This window comes from Metapseudomonas resinovorans DSM 21078 (assembly GCF_000423545.1).
GTDB lineage: Bacteria > Pseudomonadota > Gammaproteobacteria > Pseudomonadales > Pseudomonadaceae > Metapseudomonas > Metapseudomonas resinovorans.
In genome coordinates this window covers 43,833-60,407 of the sequence record NZ_AUIE01000010.1, presented here as the reverse complement: position 1 = coordinate 60,407, position 16,575 = coordinate 43,833, and the positions used below count along the sequence as shown (strand labels likewise).

Annotated in this window: 11 protein-coding genes and 1 pseudogene; 5 read left to right on the top strand and 7 right to left on the bottom strand. The window is 62.0% G+C overall.

Going from position 1 to position 16,575, the window contains the following annotated elements:
* Positions 1 to 514: 514 nt before the first annotated feature.
* The 3 genes from G559_RS0111140 to G559_RS0111130 all read right to left on the bottom strand — a co-directional run bounded on the left by G559_RS0111140 (position 515) and on the right by G559_RS0111130 (position 3,785).
* Complete coding sequence (locus tag G559_RS0111140) at positions 515 to 1,270, bottom strand: hypothetical protein (RefSeq protein ID WP_028628295.1); 756 nt, start codon at positions 1,268 to 1,270, stop codon at positions 515 to 517.
* A gap of 200 nt (positions 1,271 to 1,470) precedes the next feature.
* Positions 1,471 to 2,934 carry a DUF5666 domain-containing protein gene (locus tag G559_RS0111135; protein WP_028628294.1) on the bottom strand — a complete coding sequence of 488 codons (1,464 nt, stop codon included), beginning with the start codon at positions 2,932 to 2,934 and terminating at the stop codon, positions 1,471 to 1,473.
* Positions 2,931 to 3,785, bottom strand: a complete 855-nt coding sequence (locus G559_RS0111130) for a DUF6502 family protein (RefSeq protein WP_028628293.1) — start codon at positions 3,783 to 3,785, stop codon at positions 2,931 to 2,933. Before G559_RS0111130 ends, G559_RS0111135 begins: the two co-directional genes overlap by 4 nt.
* A gap of 190 nt (positions 3,786 to 3,975) precedes the next feature.
* On the opposite strand from G559_RS0111130, the gene G559_RS31170 reads away from it, so the two are divergent.
* Together G559_RS31170 and G559_RS31165 are read left to right on the top strand one after the other, a co-directional pair.
* Positions 3,976 to 4,308 (top strand): hypothetical protein, encoded by a 333-nt coding sequence (locus tag G559_RS31170; RefSeq protein ID WP_137823214.1) that lies wholly within the window; start codon positions 3,976 to 3,978, stop codon positions 4,306 to 4,308.
* 18 nt (positions 4,309 to 4,326) lie between these two features.
* On the top strand, positions 4,327 to 4,764 hold the full coding sequence (locus tag G559_RS31165; RefSeq protein WP_211228793.1) for a hypothetical protein: 438 nt from the start codon (positions 4,327 to 4,329) through the stop codon (positions 4,762 to 4,764).
* A gap of 300 nt (positions 4,765 to 5,064) precedes the next feature.
* On the opposite strand, the gene G559_RS0111120 is transcribed toward G559_RS31165, so the two are convergent.
* From G559_RS0111120 to G559_RS0111110, 3 genes and pseudogenes are all read right to left on the bottom strand, one after another.
* Positions 5,065 to 5,493: a nuclear transport factor 2 family protein gene (locus G559_RS0111120; RefSeq protein ID WP_028628291.1), complete on the bottom strand. Its 429-nt coding sequence runs from the start codon at positions 5,491 to 5,493 to the stop codon at positions 5,065 to 5,067.
* A 163-nt stretch (positions 5,494 to 5,656) separates the two neighbouring features.
* Positions 5,657 to 6,161: pseudogene (locus tag G559_RS28845) on the bottom strand (GNAT family N-acetyltransferase).
* A gap of 331 nt (positions 6,162 to 6,492) precedes the next feature.
* The gene (locus G559_RS0111110; protein WP_028628290.1) at positions 6,493 to 12,015 is read right to left on the bottom strand and encodes a peroxidase family protein; all 5,523 of its coding nucleotides are present in this window, start codon (positions 12,013 to 12,015) and stop codon (positions 6,493 to 6,495) included.
* Between the two features lie 774 nt (positions 12,016 to 12,789).
* Between G559_RS0111110 and G559_RS30365 the strand changes: the two genes are divergently transcribed.
* Positions 12,790 to 13,032 carry a hypothetical protein gene (locus G559_RS30365; RefSeq protein ID WP_137823284.1) on the top strand — a complete coding sequence of 81 codons (243 nt, stop codon included), beginning with the start codon at positions 12,790 to 12,792 and terminating at the stop codon, positions 13,030 to 13,032.
* Positions 13,033 to 13,087: 55 nt separating this feature from the next.
* Here G559_RS30365 and G559_RS0111100 read toward each other — a convergent pair whose 3' ends face one another.
* Positions 13,088 to 14,086, bottom strand: coding sequence for an AraC family transcriptional regulator (locus G559_RS0111100; protein ID WP_028628289.1), 999 nt, complete (start codon positions 14,084 to 14,086; stop codon positions 13,088 to 13,090).
* A 152-nt stretch (positions 14,087 to 14,238) separates the two neighbouring features.
* On the opposite strand from G559_RS0111100, the gene G559_RS0111095 reads away from it, so the two are divergent.
* A complete protein-coding gene (locus G559_RS0111095) occupies positions 14,239 to 15,273 on the top strand; it encodes a 2Fe-2S iron-sulfur cluster-binding protein (RefSeq protein ID WP_028628288.1) in 1,035 nt (344 codons plus the stop codon).
* Between the two features lie 29 nt (positions 15,274 to 15,302).
* Complete coding sequence (locus tag G559_RS0111090) at positions 15,303 to 16,472, top strand: alkane 1-monooxygenase (protein ID WP_028628287.1); 1,170 nt, start codon at positions 15,303 to 15,305, stop codon at positions 16,470 to 16,472.
* The last annotated feature ends 103 nt before the right edge of the window (positions 16,473 to 16,575 follow it).

Sequence of the window (16,575 nt, the reverse complement as noted above, 5' to 3'; positions counted from 1 at the left end):
CAATCTTCACATGGCGATGGGACAAAACCCGGCATACGGGCGCGAAAGTGGCCGGCCACGCGAAGTGCTCTAGACAGGAACGCGATCAGATGGAGCGAAGGACAGCGCAGCCGCCCAAGTAGCGAATGGCCATGCAATCCACCCAATGGGCCGACAGCAGACAGACACCGGGCACCCGGAAGGAGTTCACTCGCATAACCGGCGCGGGATGGGCGGTGTTCCGGGAATGCATCCGGGCGATGCTCTGTCAGTCTGCTCGTGGGGCCTGCTATCACCCCCCGAGCAAGTGCCGTGTTGGGCTCCGATGATCAGTGAATGGCGCAGGCGGGCGGCGGTGCTGTGCCGGGCCAGCACCTGGGGCAGCGAGTGTGCCGAAGATCAGAGCCTCCAGACCGCCGCGAGACGGCGAAGGACTTTCACAGGAAACGCGAAAATAACACGGGCCATCCTGGTTATTTTCGCGACGGACTAAAACCGGGACAAATATCGTCTCACGCGTGCATGAGTCTTCGGCTCAAAACCTGTGACTGAGCACCAAGCCGCCACCGGTATCCGGGCTGGAGTCGGAAAATCCCTTGAGCGCATATAGCTGAACCCTCCACTCGGTGCTGAGCCGTTGTGTCAGGAACAGGGTGAACTCCTGGATTTCGTCACCATCAGACGTCACTTTCTCGCGCCAGTCGTAAGCCGCACCCACGGAGGTGGCCGGCGCCAAGCGGGTGACCAGGCCGATCGAGGTGAAGATTGGATCGCGGAAGTCGGTATCCGATGGATCGCCGAATTTCTTCCAGCCCAGCGTGGCGAACCCGCTGATTGCACCGAAGGCTTGAGTGAGGTCGACTTGGGCGGAGTAGTCAGTCTTGCCGGTTCCGAGACAATGGTTCTCGTCGGCCGTCGGCAGTTTCACCTTGCCTACCAGATCCACCAGCAGGCTACCTCCATCGCGACCGTCCAGCAGTGCGTAATCCGCACTTGCCACGGTGTCGCCGACGCCGCTCTCGACGCTGCCGCAGTCGTCACCCGCCAAGGGTTCGCCATCCGGGCCTACCGCCGGGTTGGTGATACGCAGGTATGGAATGGTCAACTTGTAGATCATCGGGCCGGTTTCATACTTGCCGACCACTGGGACATACCAGGTCTCACTGGTTGTCGGGCTTCCATAATCGCCCCGCGAATAATCGAGCCCCATCGACATCGTGAATTCGTCCGACAAGGCCGGCAATGCCAGGAACACCAGCAGGCCCGGTGAAATCACGCGCGTGGGGCTCATGATTACCTCGTTACGATACGGACATCGAAGCTCAGATCAAATGCGTTGTCCCGAGGATGGCCTCACCGCTTAGGACGAAAGGCATCCGTTCTCCTGGCTACCAGGCTGACGCCTGGCATGGGACACCCTTCCCAGCATAGACGGCGCGCCGGATTCCGTTTTGGGGCGTGCATGGCTGCGGTTGTTTGCGTTTACCCACCCTAATGCGGGCCGGAATGATCCAACCGTTCGACCCGTTCGACCTTTTCCGGCCGCTCGACATGATCGGGCCGCTCGACGCGCTCAACGCGTTCAACTCGCTCCACCCGTTCAACGCGTTCCGGCTTGTCGGCCCGGTCCGGTCGTTCGATTCTCTCAATCCGTTCGATTCGCTCTACACGTACACCGTTCTCGAATATTTCGATCCGCTCCCGAGTTTCAAGACGGTCGCCTGATTCTCGTGTTTCTATCCGCTCGCGGCGTTCCAAATCACCAGAGGCGGATTCCTCTCGTCGCTCGATTCTCTCCCGTGTTTCTCCGGTGTCATTTTGCAGACGGGATTCGTTACCGTCGCGCCCGGAGTTACCGCTCTCGTGGTGCTCTGATTCGGATGCGTCCGTGTCGATGTGACCGGAACCTTGCCGATTGGCCCCTTCGGGACGTTCGCGGACGAGTTCGATCCGTTCCGCACGAATGGTCCGTCCGCTGTCGAATACACCGAATACTCGGATGCGCTGATCCACCGCGAGGTCCGCGGGCCGAGAGCTGCCGAAGGATGTACTGCGGTCCAGTTGGACCGTGAACCCGCCAAACTCGATGCGATCTCCGTGCTGCGACCGCACCAGGCCCTCCACCAGCGCGTTACGGGCTCGCCCGCCAAAGGGCAGCCCCGGATCGATGCGGCTCTCGGCGACATTCAGCCGCTGTCCATTCCAGGTACCGCGAACCAGCACCTCGGTGCTTGGCGCCAGCGGTTTGCTGAGGGGCAGCCCTTGAAGATCGCCGGCACGCTCGATGGTGCCAATAGCGCTTGCCTGGGTAAGGTCCGGTGCCCGATCAATCCGGCTCGCGACTACCTCTCCCCGGGCATTGCGCAAGCCGCTGACCCGAACCGATTCGCCAAGACGCAGGCCCTGCGGCACACGGGCGTCTGCCGCAACGCGTACGGGTTGCCCCATTACTCGCATGGAGGCGGCCCCCGGCTTGACCGCTGTAATCGGGCCTTCATAGGCGTGGAGTATCGCAATGCTTCGGGCTTCCAGCCCTCTCGAGGACTTGTGGGCCTCGACGGCAACGACCTGCCCAATGGCCAGCTCCTTGCTGCTGGCAGGCACGCCGTTCTGGCTGAGCGAGGCCTTGCTGTCAAAGTGAACTTCCACGCCGTTGACGCAGATCGAACCGAAGCCTGTGATGGTCCCGACAATGCCGGTACCCCCAATCCCGCCGTCGTCGTCCCTCGCTCCGGTGCCTCCGATTCCGCCGTCGTCGTCCCTCACTCCAGTGCCACCGATTCCACCGTTGTCGGCCGGTGCTCCGGTGCCACCGATCCCGCCGGTGGCAACAGCGCCCGTCCCGCCCATGCCGCCTGGTTCAAGGCAGGCGGGTGCTGCGCTCAAGGGCGAGACGAACAACAAAGGCCCGCTTATTAATGCAAGGGTGCAAAGAATGCGCGAGGCGATGTTCATGACGAACCGGCCGCAGTGGAATTGGCAACGGTTGACGGGTTGGGTTCGGTGTAGAAGTACAGGCCGATGGTGATTCGCTGCCGACTATCGGGGCTCGGAACATCCTGGTCTTCCAGCTCCGCAGCCAGTTGGTTGAACGCGATCAGGACCTGCATGCCTTCCACCCGAACAGCTTCGCGTAGCTGATCGACACCGGCTGGAGACAGGCTGTCGTAGTGGACACTGCGTTCGAAGAAAGGCTCGGACGCTTCGGTAAGGTTGTGTACGGCCGCGCAGGCATGGTCGTGAAGGTTATGCCGGAAATAGGCTGCCTTCTCGTCAAACCCACGTTGTGGAATAAAAGCCATCGTCTCCAGGTGGACACAGTCCTGGTCATCGACTCGCACAATGCCCAGGCGCTGCCACTCATCCAGCACAACGCGAGCACGGATGTCCTTGCTGACCGTCGCTACCAGTGCATCGAACGAGCGCTCCCCGCCGTTGCTGGCCAAGCGAGCCAACGCCTGCGGTTCGCCAGGCTGCGCGCAGAAAGGCGCGCTGTTCAGCCATATGCTGACCAGATGCGCGCCAAACGAAATGTTCTCTGGCAGATTGCTCGCACCTTCAACTACCTTGGACCGAAGGCGTTTGACGTCCTTGCGATGTACGCCGGTGAGCAAACTGATCCTGCTGTCAGTCGGCGGCTTGTCGTCGAGGCGGAACTCGCGTTCGGCGACATCGACGAAGACTTCCTTGAGCAAATCGGCGAAACAGCTATAGGAAACCCCTTTTCTGAGCATCAGTCTCACTAACGGGCGCATGACGTGCATGAGCGCCGGCAGTAGAGACGAAGGGAAAGAGGGCAAATGCATTCAAGGCATTCCTGAAGAACTGAACACAAAGGTCGATGCGGGAGGCAGCCCCAGGCAATCCGAACGGAGCTTCAACCGCCATCTACTACGGTACTGATTGAGCGGCTATCCCAAGCCCATTCCCTCAAGCAATCACAACCGACGGCATTTCCAGCCAAGTAGCACAAAACCCGGAGCCACGCCGGGTTTTGTGCGCTCGCGGAGTGGCTGTCTAGGCGCCGCCGCGATCATCGCCTACATCATGCGCCGGGCCATCGTCTGCCCCATGTCCTACACCGTGAGCTTCGCCCATATCATGGCCGGGACCATCATCTGCGCCGTGACCGACGCCATGTGCCTCGCCTACATCATGGCCGGGGCCGTCATCCGCACCATGACCGACACCGTGCGGCCCACCGTCATCGTGGTCATTATCGTTGTCGTTTCCGCGCCCGCTGTTGGCGCTGCCAGGTCCGCTGTTGGCACTGCCGGGGCCACTGTTGCCGGAGTGGCCATTGCCATCACCATCACCGCTGTGGCCTGACCCACTGTGGCCGCCGCCGTGACCGCTTCCACTTCCGCCACCTCCGTCGCCGCCGTGGCCACTGCCACTGCCACTGCCACTGCCGCCACCTCCATGACCGCCACCGCCTCCACTGCCACTACCGCCACCTCCATGACCGCCACCGCCTCCACTGCCGCTACCACCACCTCCGTGGCCGCCACCGCCTCCACTGCCACTACCGCCACCTCCATGACCGCCACCGCCTCCACTGCCACTACCGCCGCCTCCGTGGCCGCCACCGCCACCGCCGCCACTGCCGCCGCCTCCACCGCCGCTACCACCACCTCCGCCTCCGCCATCCTTTGCATACGCGCTGGAGAAATTACCGATGTAGTCCGGAACCAGAACTGTCGAGGCCGACAAGACCCCAGCAATTGCCAGAGCCAGCAAACATTTCTTGAGCATCATGATGAACCTCCGGATGGAGTTGCGTAGTCATTTCCCTATCGAACGCAATTGATAGAAGACTCGCAGCCGCCCCGAGGAGCGGCCAACCAACCAGCTCAGCCTTTTTCTGCAACCTGAATGCTTGGCTGCGGATTCCGCGCTATGCGTGCAAGCCAGTCAGAACTTTGGTGTGGGAATTTTTCCCACACCATGAGGCTAGTACTGACAACCCGGGTGTCAACGACCGACTATCCGGATTCGTGGTTCACGTGAGACGTCGAACGCGCAAGCCGCCCCTCCCAGATTTGCTGGCGGCGCTTTGCCCCGTTTGGCGCAGGGCCGCGCGGATCAGGCCTTGGCAGCGGCCAGGTAGGCGCCCAGGCGCTGACCCATCTCCGCACCGAGCGCCTGCAGGCCGCTCATGGGGCGGACCATGACCTCGAACTCGACGATCTTCCCCTGTTCATCGAAACGGATCATGTCGATGCCCTTTAGCTCGCGCCCTCCGACCGAGGCGCTGAACTCCAGCACCACGCTGAGCCCATCGGCGGTTGCAAGCTGGCGGTGGTAGGTGAAGCCGACGAAAACCTTGAGCACGGTGTTGAGGATGGTCGAGACCACCACAGGTCCCGGATAGGGGGTATGCGCCATGGGTGAGCGGAACACCACGTTCGTTGCAAGCAGCTCGGGCAGCGCGCTGAGATCCTGCTGCGCGACCATGTCGTGCCAGCGCTGCAGCGACTCGGCGGCCCGGGGGTTCAGGTTCAGTTCGGACATCGTGCATTCCTCTCGATCGTTCTTCTTGTTGGGCGCACCCGCTGCGAATCGAGGCGCCCATTGGTGTGATCGAGACGGACGATAACGAGCGGAAACTCCCGGGCTCAATGATCGAAAATGACAGTCGAATGATCCTGCCGAACAAATTGGGTGGGCAACCCTCTCAATGGGTCACTGGCGTCACCAGGAAGCTGAGTAGCTGTGCGTCGTCTTCCGGCTCGATCGCACGTACGGGACAAGGCAGCTCGTCCAGCACGGCGCGCCAGAACGCCAGCGCCGTTTCATCCTGGCCATAGAAACGCACCAGCCAGGCACCCTGCCCGCCCGTCAGCACCTGGGTAGCCACAGCTCGCCCGACGCCCAATCGGCGGTACTTCTTCAGGACGAACAGGTCGGCCAGTTCCAGGGCGTCGAGGCCCGGCAACTCGCTGCGCTCGATCAGCAGGAACCCGGCAATGAAGCCATCGACCAGGATCAGGTTGGCGCTCCACTGCGGATCTTGCCAATAGCGCGCCAGATGCTCCTCGTGGATGTAGAAGCGACCGTCGACCTCAACGTCTTCCTGCTCCCAGTCCGACGACTCGTAGGCATAGAACTGGTACAGGTTGCGGATCAACTCGGCGTGCTCCGGGGCCGGTCTGCACCAGCTCGATTGCGGCACCACTCATGGTCGGACCTCGCTGCCGTGCTGGTAACGAAAGAGGGAATTGGGAATGACAGGCATGGTTATCTCGATAGAAGGGTGCGATCACGAAGGCCCGCTCAGGGCCTGCCGTTTTTCATGGCGGTATTTATTACGAAAAGTGCTGGGCAACGCCATCGGATCTGCGTGTTGGAGCGACGACTGTTGGAAGAAATCGGGGGATTATCAGCTGAGAGCAGACATTAGTCGCTGCCTGTTCGGCCGATTGCCTTTACCCAGCATGCAGTTGCAGTGCACCTGATCAGCTTCAGGCCCACCCAGTCAGTGTCGACCTGGGTGGACCTGTTGGTGCTACTTCATGCTCCCAAGACGAAGTCAGCCTGGTTGACCGTGGCTACGTTGACGCCTACCAGCGTGATGCTGTCTGCGCCGATAGTGAGGGTGGTCTGGGCGACAGTACCGCTGATGGCAACGGAAGCGGCGAAGTTCGCCGCGCTGATGCCGAGGGCCGAGATATCCAGCACGTCCTGGCCTCCGGCCGGGTTGCTGTCGAAACCGATGATCTGGTCGTGCCCGAAGCCGGCGGAGAACTGGAAGATATCGTTCCCCGATCCTCCATCCATCAGGTCGTTGCCGGCGCCGCCCACCAGAACGTCATTACCGGTTTCGCCTCGCAGAACATCCGCCCCATCGCCACCCTGCAACAGGTCATCGCCGCTACCACCGGATAGCGAATCGTCACCCTCGTCGCCTTCGAGTCGATCATTGCCCGTGCCACCTGTCAGCGAGTCGCTGCCCTGCCCTCCCTGCAGCAGGTCATTGCCAAGACCACCATCCAGCGAATCGTCACCCTCCAGGCCGATCAGCGTGTCATCGCCGCTGTTACCCATCAGCACGTCGCCCTCGGTTCCGCCACTGATCAGGTTGGCGAGGTTGTTGCCAATGACATAGGTGGAATCGGGCCCGGTGTAGGCCAGATTCTCCAGATTGGCCGCCATGACGTAGCTGGACCGTTGCGAATAGGCCAGGTCATCGCCGCCCCCCGCGGCTTCGACTATCACATCGCCGGACGCCTCCAGGTAATAGGTGTCGTTGCCGGCACCGCCCACCAGCCGGTCCGCGCCGGCGCCGCCGTCGAGCACATCGTCGCCAGCGCCGCCCGTGATGGTATTGGCCAGCGCATTGCCGATGCCGGTGAAGCTGCCGTTGCCGACGAAGGTCAGGTGCTCGACGTTGGCCCCGAGTGTGTAGCTGGCGAGGGTGGTATCGACCCGGTCGGTGCCGCCTGCGGTACCGGCGGCTTCCTCCACCACCTGGTCAGCGGCATCGTCGACCAGATAGACGTCGTTGCCGGCGCCACCCTGCATCAGGTCTGCGCCGGTGCCGCCATTCAGCGTGTCATTGCCGGCATCTCCCTGGAGGGTGTCGTTGCCGTCGCCTCCCTGCAACGTGTCGTTACCGACGCCGCCCTGGAGGGTATCGTCCCCTAGCTCTCCATGGAGTGCGTCATTGCCGTTGCCACCGGTGAGCAGATCGTTGCCGGCCAAGCCAAATAGCTGATCATTACCGTTGTTGCCGTGGGCGATGTCGTCTCCGGCGGTGAAGCTCAGCACATCGGCCGTGGCGCCCACCCCATTCCAGAGGTCGCCGACCACCTGGGTCGGCGCGGAATAGACCACTTCCGCACTCCCCTGGTCGTCGGTGTAGCTGACCATCACCCGCAACTCCTTGCCGACTTCCGCCTGAGTGGGCGTGAAGGTGGCGGCAACAGCGCCGAGAATGTTGACGAACGCCAGGCCGTTGAACACTTGCCACTGGTAGCTGAAGGCGGCGTTGCTGGTGCCGTTGATATCAGTGAACGCGCGGGTAGCGGTCAGCATCTGGCCTTCGGTGGGTGAGGTATCGCTGATGGAGACCGTGCCGACCGGGGCCTGATTGCCGATGAACACCTCCTGATCGAGGAAACGCAGCACCTCGATGTTACTCAGGCGATCGGTGCCATCCAGCTGGGTGCCGCGGGCGTGAACCACGCTCCAGGAGCCGTCGTCATTTCGCGTCCGGTCATAGTTCTCCGCAAGGTCGGAGAACAGCGCGACGTCGCGGTCGCTCGCGTCGTTGGTGAAGAGAATCTCGCGCACGATCTCCAACTGGCCGGGGTTCAGCTCACGGTTGAACATCCGCGTTTGCAGCTCGACCAGGCTGTTGAAGCGCAGTTCGTTGCCGCTGCCATCCACCATCGGCACACCGTTCGCGTCGAGCAGTCGCAGCTGAACGTTGAGCCAGGCATCGCCGTCGATGAAATCATCACCACCACGCCCTTCGATCAGATCGCTGCCGCCACCGCCCAGCAGGATGTTGCCGCTGTTGAACGCAATCAGGGTTTCCGCATCGACACCAACCGACGGCGTGTAATCGGGGATCACATCGCCCAGCAGGTCCCGCAGACCGTCGATGCGATCCACCCCGGCCTGGGAGAGGAAGTTGTTGTTATCCAGGAACAACTCCGGCTCGCCCGTGGGGTCATTGGTGCGGTCGTCGCCGCGCAGGGTGTCATCGAGGTTCCAGCCGGACAGCGCTTCCACTTCGCTGAAGCGGTCACGCAGCACCTCGATGGGCATGTTCGGGAAAATCGCCTGGTTGAGGTCGGAATCCGCCACCACCGGGCTGTTCAAATGGACAGCCCAGTCGAAGCCCCACATGCCGATGTTCTTCTGGATGCCGGCACTCTGGAACATGATGTCGTCGCCCGACTCGGCGTCGTAGTCGGTATCCCCGCCGCCGCCATTGAGCACGTCATGGCCGATGACCTTGCTCTCGAAGAAGATGTCGCCGTTGTCACCCGCGATGTAGTCGAAGCCGGCCCCACCTTCGACCCAGTCATCCCCTTCATTGCCGAACAGCGCGTCGATGCCATCGCCGCCATAGACGAAGTCGTTCCCACTGCCGGCCAGTACTTGCTTGCCATCCGTACCGCCGATGATGAAATCCTTGCCGGCGCCGCCGAACAGCAGGTCGATGCCATTGCCGCCGCTGATGACGTCGTTGCCGTCCTCGCCCTTGATGTTGTCGTCACCCCCGATGTCGGTGATCACATCGTCGCCGGCACCGCCATGGAGGATGTCATTGCCGTAACCGCCTTCCAGCGTGTCGTTGCCTCCGTCGCCCCACAGGGTGTCGTCGCCCGTCCCCGCCAGCAGCAACTCGTTCCCCTCACTGCCGCCCAGCACCACATGGTCATCGCCGTGGTACTTGAGCACGCCTTCCGCGCGCTCGACCATCGGCGTCAGGGCCTGGAGTATCGGGTTGCTCCAGGTGGGATCGGCGCCTATCTGCAGCGACTGGTTGATTTCCAGGATGTAGTCCACCGCCGCGAACAGATCGCCCGGCAGGTGCGAGGACCCGGCCGCGCCCAGGTCGGTGTTGGCCATCACCAGGGAGGCGAAGGAGTTGGCCTCCAGTTCGCCCAGCAAGTGCTGCCCCTGCAAGCGCGACAAGTAGTAGAAACGGTCCGCGTTCTGCAGCGTTTCCATCTGGGTTTCGAAGACGAAGTTGAAGGTAGAGCCGAGCATGCCGCCGAACAGCATCTTGCGTTCTGCCAGGCCACCGATCCAGAAGTCCACCAGGTTCAGGCCAGACTCCTGGCTGGCCCAGGTACCGCTGCTGTTGAGGAAGTCCACCCGGTCCGCAGGGGCGTTGGCGCCACCGAGCACCAGCGCTTCGGCCGCCGCACGCTTGTCAGCGAGCGTGGTAGCCGCAGTGACGCTGTCGTGGGTGCCGTAGGCCGCGATGAAGTTGATGATCGACGCGGGGTTCTTCAGGTTCAGCGCGAAGTCCACCCAGCTCACGTAAGGTTTGAGATTGGCGTCGTTGGTCATCTCGAAGAACTGCTCCCGCGCATGGTTCAGCGAGGGCACGCCGGTATCGCGGCCACGGGCAATATTGATGGCGGCCAGGTCCAGCGGCAGTCCCACCAGGTTGTTGCGCAGGGCACCAGTGATGAACTCGTCGATCTCATTGCCCACCTGCCGCGTCATGCCACGGACGATGGCGCCAGCGGCGGCATCCGCATCCCCGGAGCTGCCGAACTCAACAGGATTGAGGAAGGCCTCGATCAGGCCGATTTCGCCGCTCTGCATGTTGATATCGAGACGGTTCACCGTTTCGTTCAGCATGGAGTGGCCGAAGCGGTACACCACATGGGCGAACTCCGCGACGATGGCCGGGTCCAGTTCGACGTTGGGCTGCACCAGGAACACGTCGGTGAAGGGCTGGATCTTGCGCACGAACTCTTCGAACACCAGATGCTGGTATTGCATCTCATTGGTGAAGCGTGCGGCTTGGAACAACCGCTCGCCGTCCCAGGCCAAGGCGTCGATCTCGGCCTGATTGGCCGGCCAGGTGGCGACATCCACGCGTAGCCACTGATTTAGAAAGGTCAGGTCGCCATCCTCCAGCAGCGTTGTCTTGATCTGCTCGATCAGGCGGTTGTGCTCGGAGTGGAAGACGTGGTGCACGGCGGTCAGGCCGATATTCTCGTTACCGCGGCCGTCGCCGGTGATGTAGTGGGCATCCAGCAGCTCGTTGTCGTAGGTAGTCAGGGTCGGCAAGTTGCCGGGGCCTACAGGCTGGGTGGGGTCGAAATCCGGATTGGGAACAGGAGCGCCACCCACGCCCAGGGCATCGTCGCCATCGGCCACCTTCAGGCTGCCGTCACTGTTGCGTGGAGCGGCGTCGTGGGCGATGTCATCGAGGAAGGCATGGCCCGTGCGAATCGCTTCTGCGGTGCTGATTGGCGCGGCGGGATTGCCTTCTACCAGACCGCTGACAGTAACGATCTGCGCAAAGCCATTGGCACCTCGTTCGAAGCGACCGTACTCGTCCGTGGCCAACAGCGGCAGATTGGTGACGTCGGCATCGCTGAGGTCGATGCCGAGCTTCTCGCGGGCCTGCTGCTTGATGTCTGCCCAGGTGGCCAGGCCACCACCCGCACCATCGAGCATGCGGCCGGTCGCCACGGGAACCAGCAGTGGTTGGCCATTGCCATCAAGCACCGGCTGCCCGTTGGCGTCCAGTTTCGGCACCATCTCGTACTCACGCAGGAACACCTGGTGAGATGCGTGGGAGGTGTAGGTCTGGTTCTGGTCAACGAAGGGCGTGGTCAGGTTGATGTGTTCGCGCACATCGTCCTCGGTGCCGAGCACCCCATCAGGACCCGGCTGGTTGGTCGCGCGGGTGAGCACCATGAAATTGGTGTGGGAGTCAGGGTCGTAGAGCGGGTCATCCGGCTTCAAGGGGATGTAGACAGTGCCGCTGCCTCCCTTGTTGACCAGGTCCAGCCCGTGGTCGAAAAACTGGCCAAAGATAGCCATCCAGGCGTTATAGGGCGCGGAAATCCCTTCATCCGGCGCAACGTTGGGAATGAACAACAGGTCCGGTGTGTCCGGGTTGCCATCGTGGTCGAAGGCGAAGCTGCCCTCTGTAGCAGCCGCTGCCGCCACGGCGGCCGGGTTGGCAACGGACTGGTCGGAAATCAGGTTGCTGATGGTTCTCGGCGTCGAATCCACCACATAGCCGGACGTCTGTTCGTAAGACGTCTGCGTAGTGCTGTCGGGGAAACCGGGTGGAGCGCCGGGGCCGTCGATGCCGTTCTCGGCATCCCGGAATTCATGGTCCAGCATGCGGGGCATCGTCTGGTCTGCCGAGCCGTAGTTCTCGCGGCCGGGGATCAGGTTGTTCCACATGCCATTGACGGTGCGCAGACCAATAGGCAGCAATGGATTGCCTACCAGGTCGTAGAGAGATTCACCAGCGGCGTGGCGTTCGGCAATGACGATCTGGTCGAGGATAAATGCCAAGTCTTGCTTGATCAGGGTGACCATTTTGCTTTCCTTGAGGCAAAGCGCCCCTCTGGGCCATTCGTCAGCGAGGGCGGATGGCCTATTGCTCAGGTATCAACGGTTTTCAGGCAGACGCGACGTCCTCGCACAGGCAGCGGACTGCGCGTTGTCTACGGTGGCGGAATGGGTGCCACTTTTTCACTCAGGCGGCGGTACCTGAGTGATTGGCAGCGAGTGGCGGACCATGGAACAAAGGATGGCCGTGTCGCCGGAACGACAACCACCTTTGCATTGCATTCGAACGGGCCAGAATCAAGACGCCTCCCTGACGCCCTCCCCGAACGGGATGAGTGGAGACTGCTTAACGACTGGGAACTGGCGTCGTGTTCACTTAAATACTCGCCCCCATAGCCGTCAAGAGATCGTCACAATCGAAAAGGCACAACTAAGAAAACCTATCTAATTGAAAATTCGATAGTTTTTTAAATTATCTGGATTGTCGATATATAGTTCATGACACCCCAGAAAGTGGGGATTACTTTCCCCACTTTTCTTCTTCAATGCTTTAGAAGAACTATTTGACACCCCCATAACTCCCCCACAAATGGGCTATTCACCCAACCGGAAATGGGTCTGCACGCCCGTTTATCTGATGACATCGGTGTTTGTGTCGTTATATTTCCAAGTGCAGCTGCACGTGCAGGCCGCGGGACGCGCCGTCAAGCTCGCCAGGTCAATTCAAGAGGGGCTTTCAACGGATTCCGGCATGTTGCTTGCCTGGTTCCAAGCACCGATCAGCTCATCTGGATAGTACTCATGGATAAAGAAACCCTGGCCTTACTGGAAGTTCTTTTTGAACAAGCGGCGGCGGACTTTGCCGCCCATGGTTTCGCAAGAGTGAACACCCAACTTGCGAACCCAACCCGCGAGCGGATTCAGCATGCAGGGGAATTCTTGCTGGAGCGAGCAGCAGAGAAGTTTCCGAATCTTGATCCATATGTCTCATCGAGTTCGGACGGAACGATCAACCTGATCCTGGGTCGCCAGAAGACACAATGAGGTTTCTACCAGTGGATATTTCGGCGCCCCGTACCGCTATGGCGGCGAATCGCATTCACCTGAACTCGGTGGGCGGCACGCCCTCCCAGCGTTTGAACGCCCGCCGGAAGTTGGCCACATCGTTGTAGCCCAGGGAATAAGCGATCTCCTGCACGGTCAGGCGCCCGGCCTTCAGGTGCTCCACCGCCAAGGTGCGCCGGACGTCTTCGAGAATCAGCTTGAAGGTCGTGCCTTCGTCCAGCAGATGACGGTGTAGGGTGCGTGGGGTCATGTGGAACAGGCGAGCCGTCACCTCAAGGCTGGGGAAACCGTTTTGCTTTTCCAGCATGAGCCGGCGGATGCGCGCGGTGAGGGACGTCTTCTCGCGGAGCTTCATCAACTCGCGCTGGCAGATCTGCTCGGCCTCGCGGAAGGCGACCGGGTCGGCCATGCGCAGCGGGAGGTCCAGCAGGGCCGAGTCGAAGGTGAAGCCTGCCCAGGGCTGCGCGTAGGCGACCGGGCAGTTGAACATTGCACTGGCCAGGTCCGCGTAATCCGTCGCCGGTAACGGGAAGTTGACCTGGTTGACCCGTGCGCTGCCGGGCGTAATGGCGTCGAAAACGTTCTTGATGGCCAGCATTACCGCCTCCAGCACGGTTTGCTGGATGGGGCCGAGCGGATAGCTGGGAACGAACTGGATGTGTTCCAGTTGCGCCGCCTCGTCATGTTCATGCCTGAGCGTCACGAGTGTGGTGCGTACCGCAAGGTAACGCTCCACGAGTTGGATCGCCTGGCGCAGCGATTCACTCTGCAGGGCCGCGTAGCCCAGGATGCCGTGGGTGTTGATCCCCAGTCGCTCGCCCAACAGCAGGCCAAACGCGGGCTCGTCGGTCAGTTCCAGTGCGTGCTCGATAAGCCGACAAAACAACGGCAAGCCTGGCTGGTAGCCCAGGTCATCCAGTTGCCGTGGTTCGACACCGCACTGGAGCAGCCAGTCGGCCGGGTCTGCACCCATCACCCGCAGCTGTTCGGCAATCTGTCGCAGGTAGTGCACGGGGAGCAGGAAGTCGGACATGGGGGCAGCAGGTTCTCGTGATCTGGCTTAGCGCCAGAATGTCAATTAATGACCCCCTGAATGTCAATCCGGGCTCTCTCTGCCCACCTCCCCTGCGCCCTAGGATTTCAGCGTCCCGAACCTCTACGCCAATAACTAGAACAGGAGGACGCATGTTTTCTCTCTTTACCCGGCATCGCCCAACCACTGCGTTGATCAACGGGGTCAGCGTCGGGGTTTATCCGAAAGAGACGCTGCTGCAGGCCGCCCTGCGCCATGGCATCGACTTTCCCCACAGCTGCCGTGTCGGCGGATGTGCCAGCTGCAAGTGCAAGCTGGTGTCGGGCAGCGTGCGTGAACTGACCGAGACGGGCTACATCCTGTCCGATGAAGAGCTGGACGCCGGCTACATCCTCGCCTGCCAAAGCGTGCCTCGGGGGGATGTACACATCGAAGTGGATCTCGCCCGCCAGCCGAGCAGACGCCAGGTGCGCGGGAAGGTGGTGGCGCAGGACAGGCTGACCCACGACATCACCCGGCTGGTCATCCAACTGGAAGAAAGCCTGGCGTACCGCGCCGGCCAGTACGCCGACCTCAGCCTCGACAGCCTGCCGCGATTGCGCCGCAGCTTCTCCTTTGCCAGCCCCGCACAGCCGGATGCCCAGGTGAGCTTCTTCGTACGCAGGGTGCCTGGTGGGGTGTTTACCGGCGTGGTCAACGACCGCCCCCTGCTCGGCCACGGCGTGACCGTGGAAGGTCCCTTGGGCGATTTCCACCTGCGAGCGGCGGATGCTCCCCTGCTGCTGATTGCCGGCGGTAGCGGCCTGGCACCACTGCTGGCGATGCTGCAGGACGCCGTGGCCAATGGTGTTTCGCGCCCCGTCACGCTGCTGTTCGGTGCCCGCCAGGCGCGGGATCTCTATGCCTTGGAGGACATCAGTGCCATCGCCACGCAATGGCGTGGGTCATTCAGTTTCGTACCGGTGCTGTCGGAAGCTGCCGCCGATGCCGCCTGGCGAGGCGAGCGCGGTCTGGTGACGGCGCAGATACCTGCGCTGCTCCCGCCTGGCGCCCATGCCTACCTGTGCGGACCACCGGCCATGATCGACAGCGCCATCACGCTGCTGCGCGAAGCCGGTGTGCCCCGCGAACACATTCACGCCGACCGTTTCACCACCCTGCAGGACGTGTTGCCCACGTCGGCCTGACACCCTTCAAAACAACAAGAGAGACGACCATGAACGCCCTGCACTACCTCAAGTACTTCCTCTTCCATGCCATTGGCCTGCTGGCGGCCGTAGCGATTCTCGCCGGCGGCGCCTGGATCACCTTCGGCCTGGTGGCGGTGCTGGTGATCTACCTGATCGGCGACGCTGTCTGTGGCGACGACATCAGCACCCCGCGGTTCAACTATCCCGGCATCCTGACCGTGCAGCTCTGGCTGGCGCTGCCGCTACTGGCCTTCATCGTGTTCTCCGCGGTGTGGAGTGTCAGCAGCGGCGACTTGTTCAGTTTCGGCCTGGCGCTGAGCCAACTGACCGGTTACGACTTGATCGCCGCGCGGGACGCCACCTTCGTCGGCCATTACCTTTCCACCTGGATCATCACCGGCCTGATGATCGGCATGGTCGGCACCATCACCGCCCATGAGCTGACGCACCGCACCTGGGACCCGGTTTCCATGCTGGTCGGCCGCTGGCTGCTGGCCTTCAGCTTCGACACCATCTTCTCGATCGAGCACGTCTACGGTCACCACCGCTACGTGTCCACCCGCGAGGACCCGGCCACCGCGCCGCGCGGCCGCAACGTCTACTTTCACATCCTCGCCTCGACGCTCAAGGGCAACCTCAGTGCCTGGCAGATCGAGCGGAAGCGCCTGGCGCGCAAAGGCCATGCCCTGTTCGGCTGGCGCAACGCGGTAATCCGCGGCCACCTGATGAGCCTGTTGCTGGTGCTGGCCGCCTATGCCATCGGCGGTCCGGTAGCCGCGCTGTTCTTCACCGCCTGTGCCTTGTGGGGCAAGGCGCTGCTGGAGATCGTCAACTACATGGAGCACTACGGCATGGTGCGCAACCCGGCAACCCCGGTGCAGCCACGGCATTCCTGGAACACCAACAAGCGCATCAGCTCCTGGGCGATGTTCAACCTGACCCGCCACTCCCACCATCATGCCCAGGGCGAGGTGCCCTATCAGGACCTGAAACCCTTCGCGGACGCGCCGATGATGATCGGTGGCTACCTGACCACCATCATCGTCGCGATGATCCCGCCGCTCTGGCACAAGCTGATGACGCCCAAGGTGCTGGCCTGGGACCGCCACTACGCCAGTGCTGAAGAGCGCCAATTGGCCGCCGAGGCCAACGCCCGCAGCGGCATCCGCGAGCTGATGAGCCACGGCGCGGCCTGAGTTCACCCACTGGACTTGACGGCTCCCTGAAACACCACGCCGCCGACAGGAATGTCCTGCCGGCGGCGTGGTGTTCAGAGCAGGCAGGCCCGCCAGGGCCTTG

Coding starts and splice junctions, on each gene's coding strand:
- G559_RS0111140 (WP_028628295.1), bottom strand. CDS start 1,270: ATGAGCCCCACGCGCGTGATTTCACCGGGCCTGCTGGTGTTCCTGGCA.
- G559_RS0111135 (WP_028628294.1), bottom strand. CDS start 2,934: ATGAACATCGCCTCGCGCATTCTTTGCACCCTTGCATTAATAAGCGGG.
- G559_RS0111130 (WP_028628293.1), bottom strand. CDS start 3,785: ATGCATTTGCCCTCTTTCCCTTCGTCTCTACTGCCGGCGCTCATGCAC.
- G559_RS0111120 (WP_028628291.1), bottom strand. CDS start 5,493: ATGTCCGAACTGAACCTGAACCCCCGGGCCGCCGAGTCGCTGCAGCGC.
- G559_RS0111110 (WP_028628290.1), bottom strand. CDS start 12,015: ATGGTCACCCTGATCAAGCAAGACTTGGCATTTATCCTCGACCAGATC.
- G559_RS30365 (WP_137823284.1), top strand. CDS start 12,790: ATGGATAAAGAAACCCTGGCCTTACTGGAAGTTCTTTTTGAACAAGCG.
- G559_RS0111100 (WP_028628289.1), bottom strand. CDS start 14,086: ATGTCCGACTTCCTGCTCCCCGTGCACTACCTGCGACAGATTGCCGAA.
- G559_RS0111095 (WP_028628288.1), top strand. CDS start 14,239: ATGTTTTCTCTCTTTACCCGGCATCGCCCAACCACTGCGTTGATCAAC.
- G559_RS0111090 (WP_028628287.1), top strand. CDS start 15,303: ATGAACGCCCTGCACTACCTCAAGTACTTCCTCTTCCATGCCATTGGC.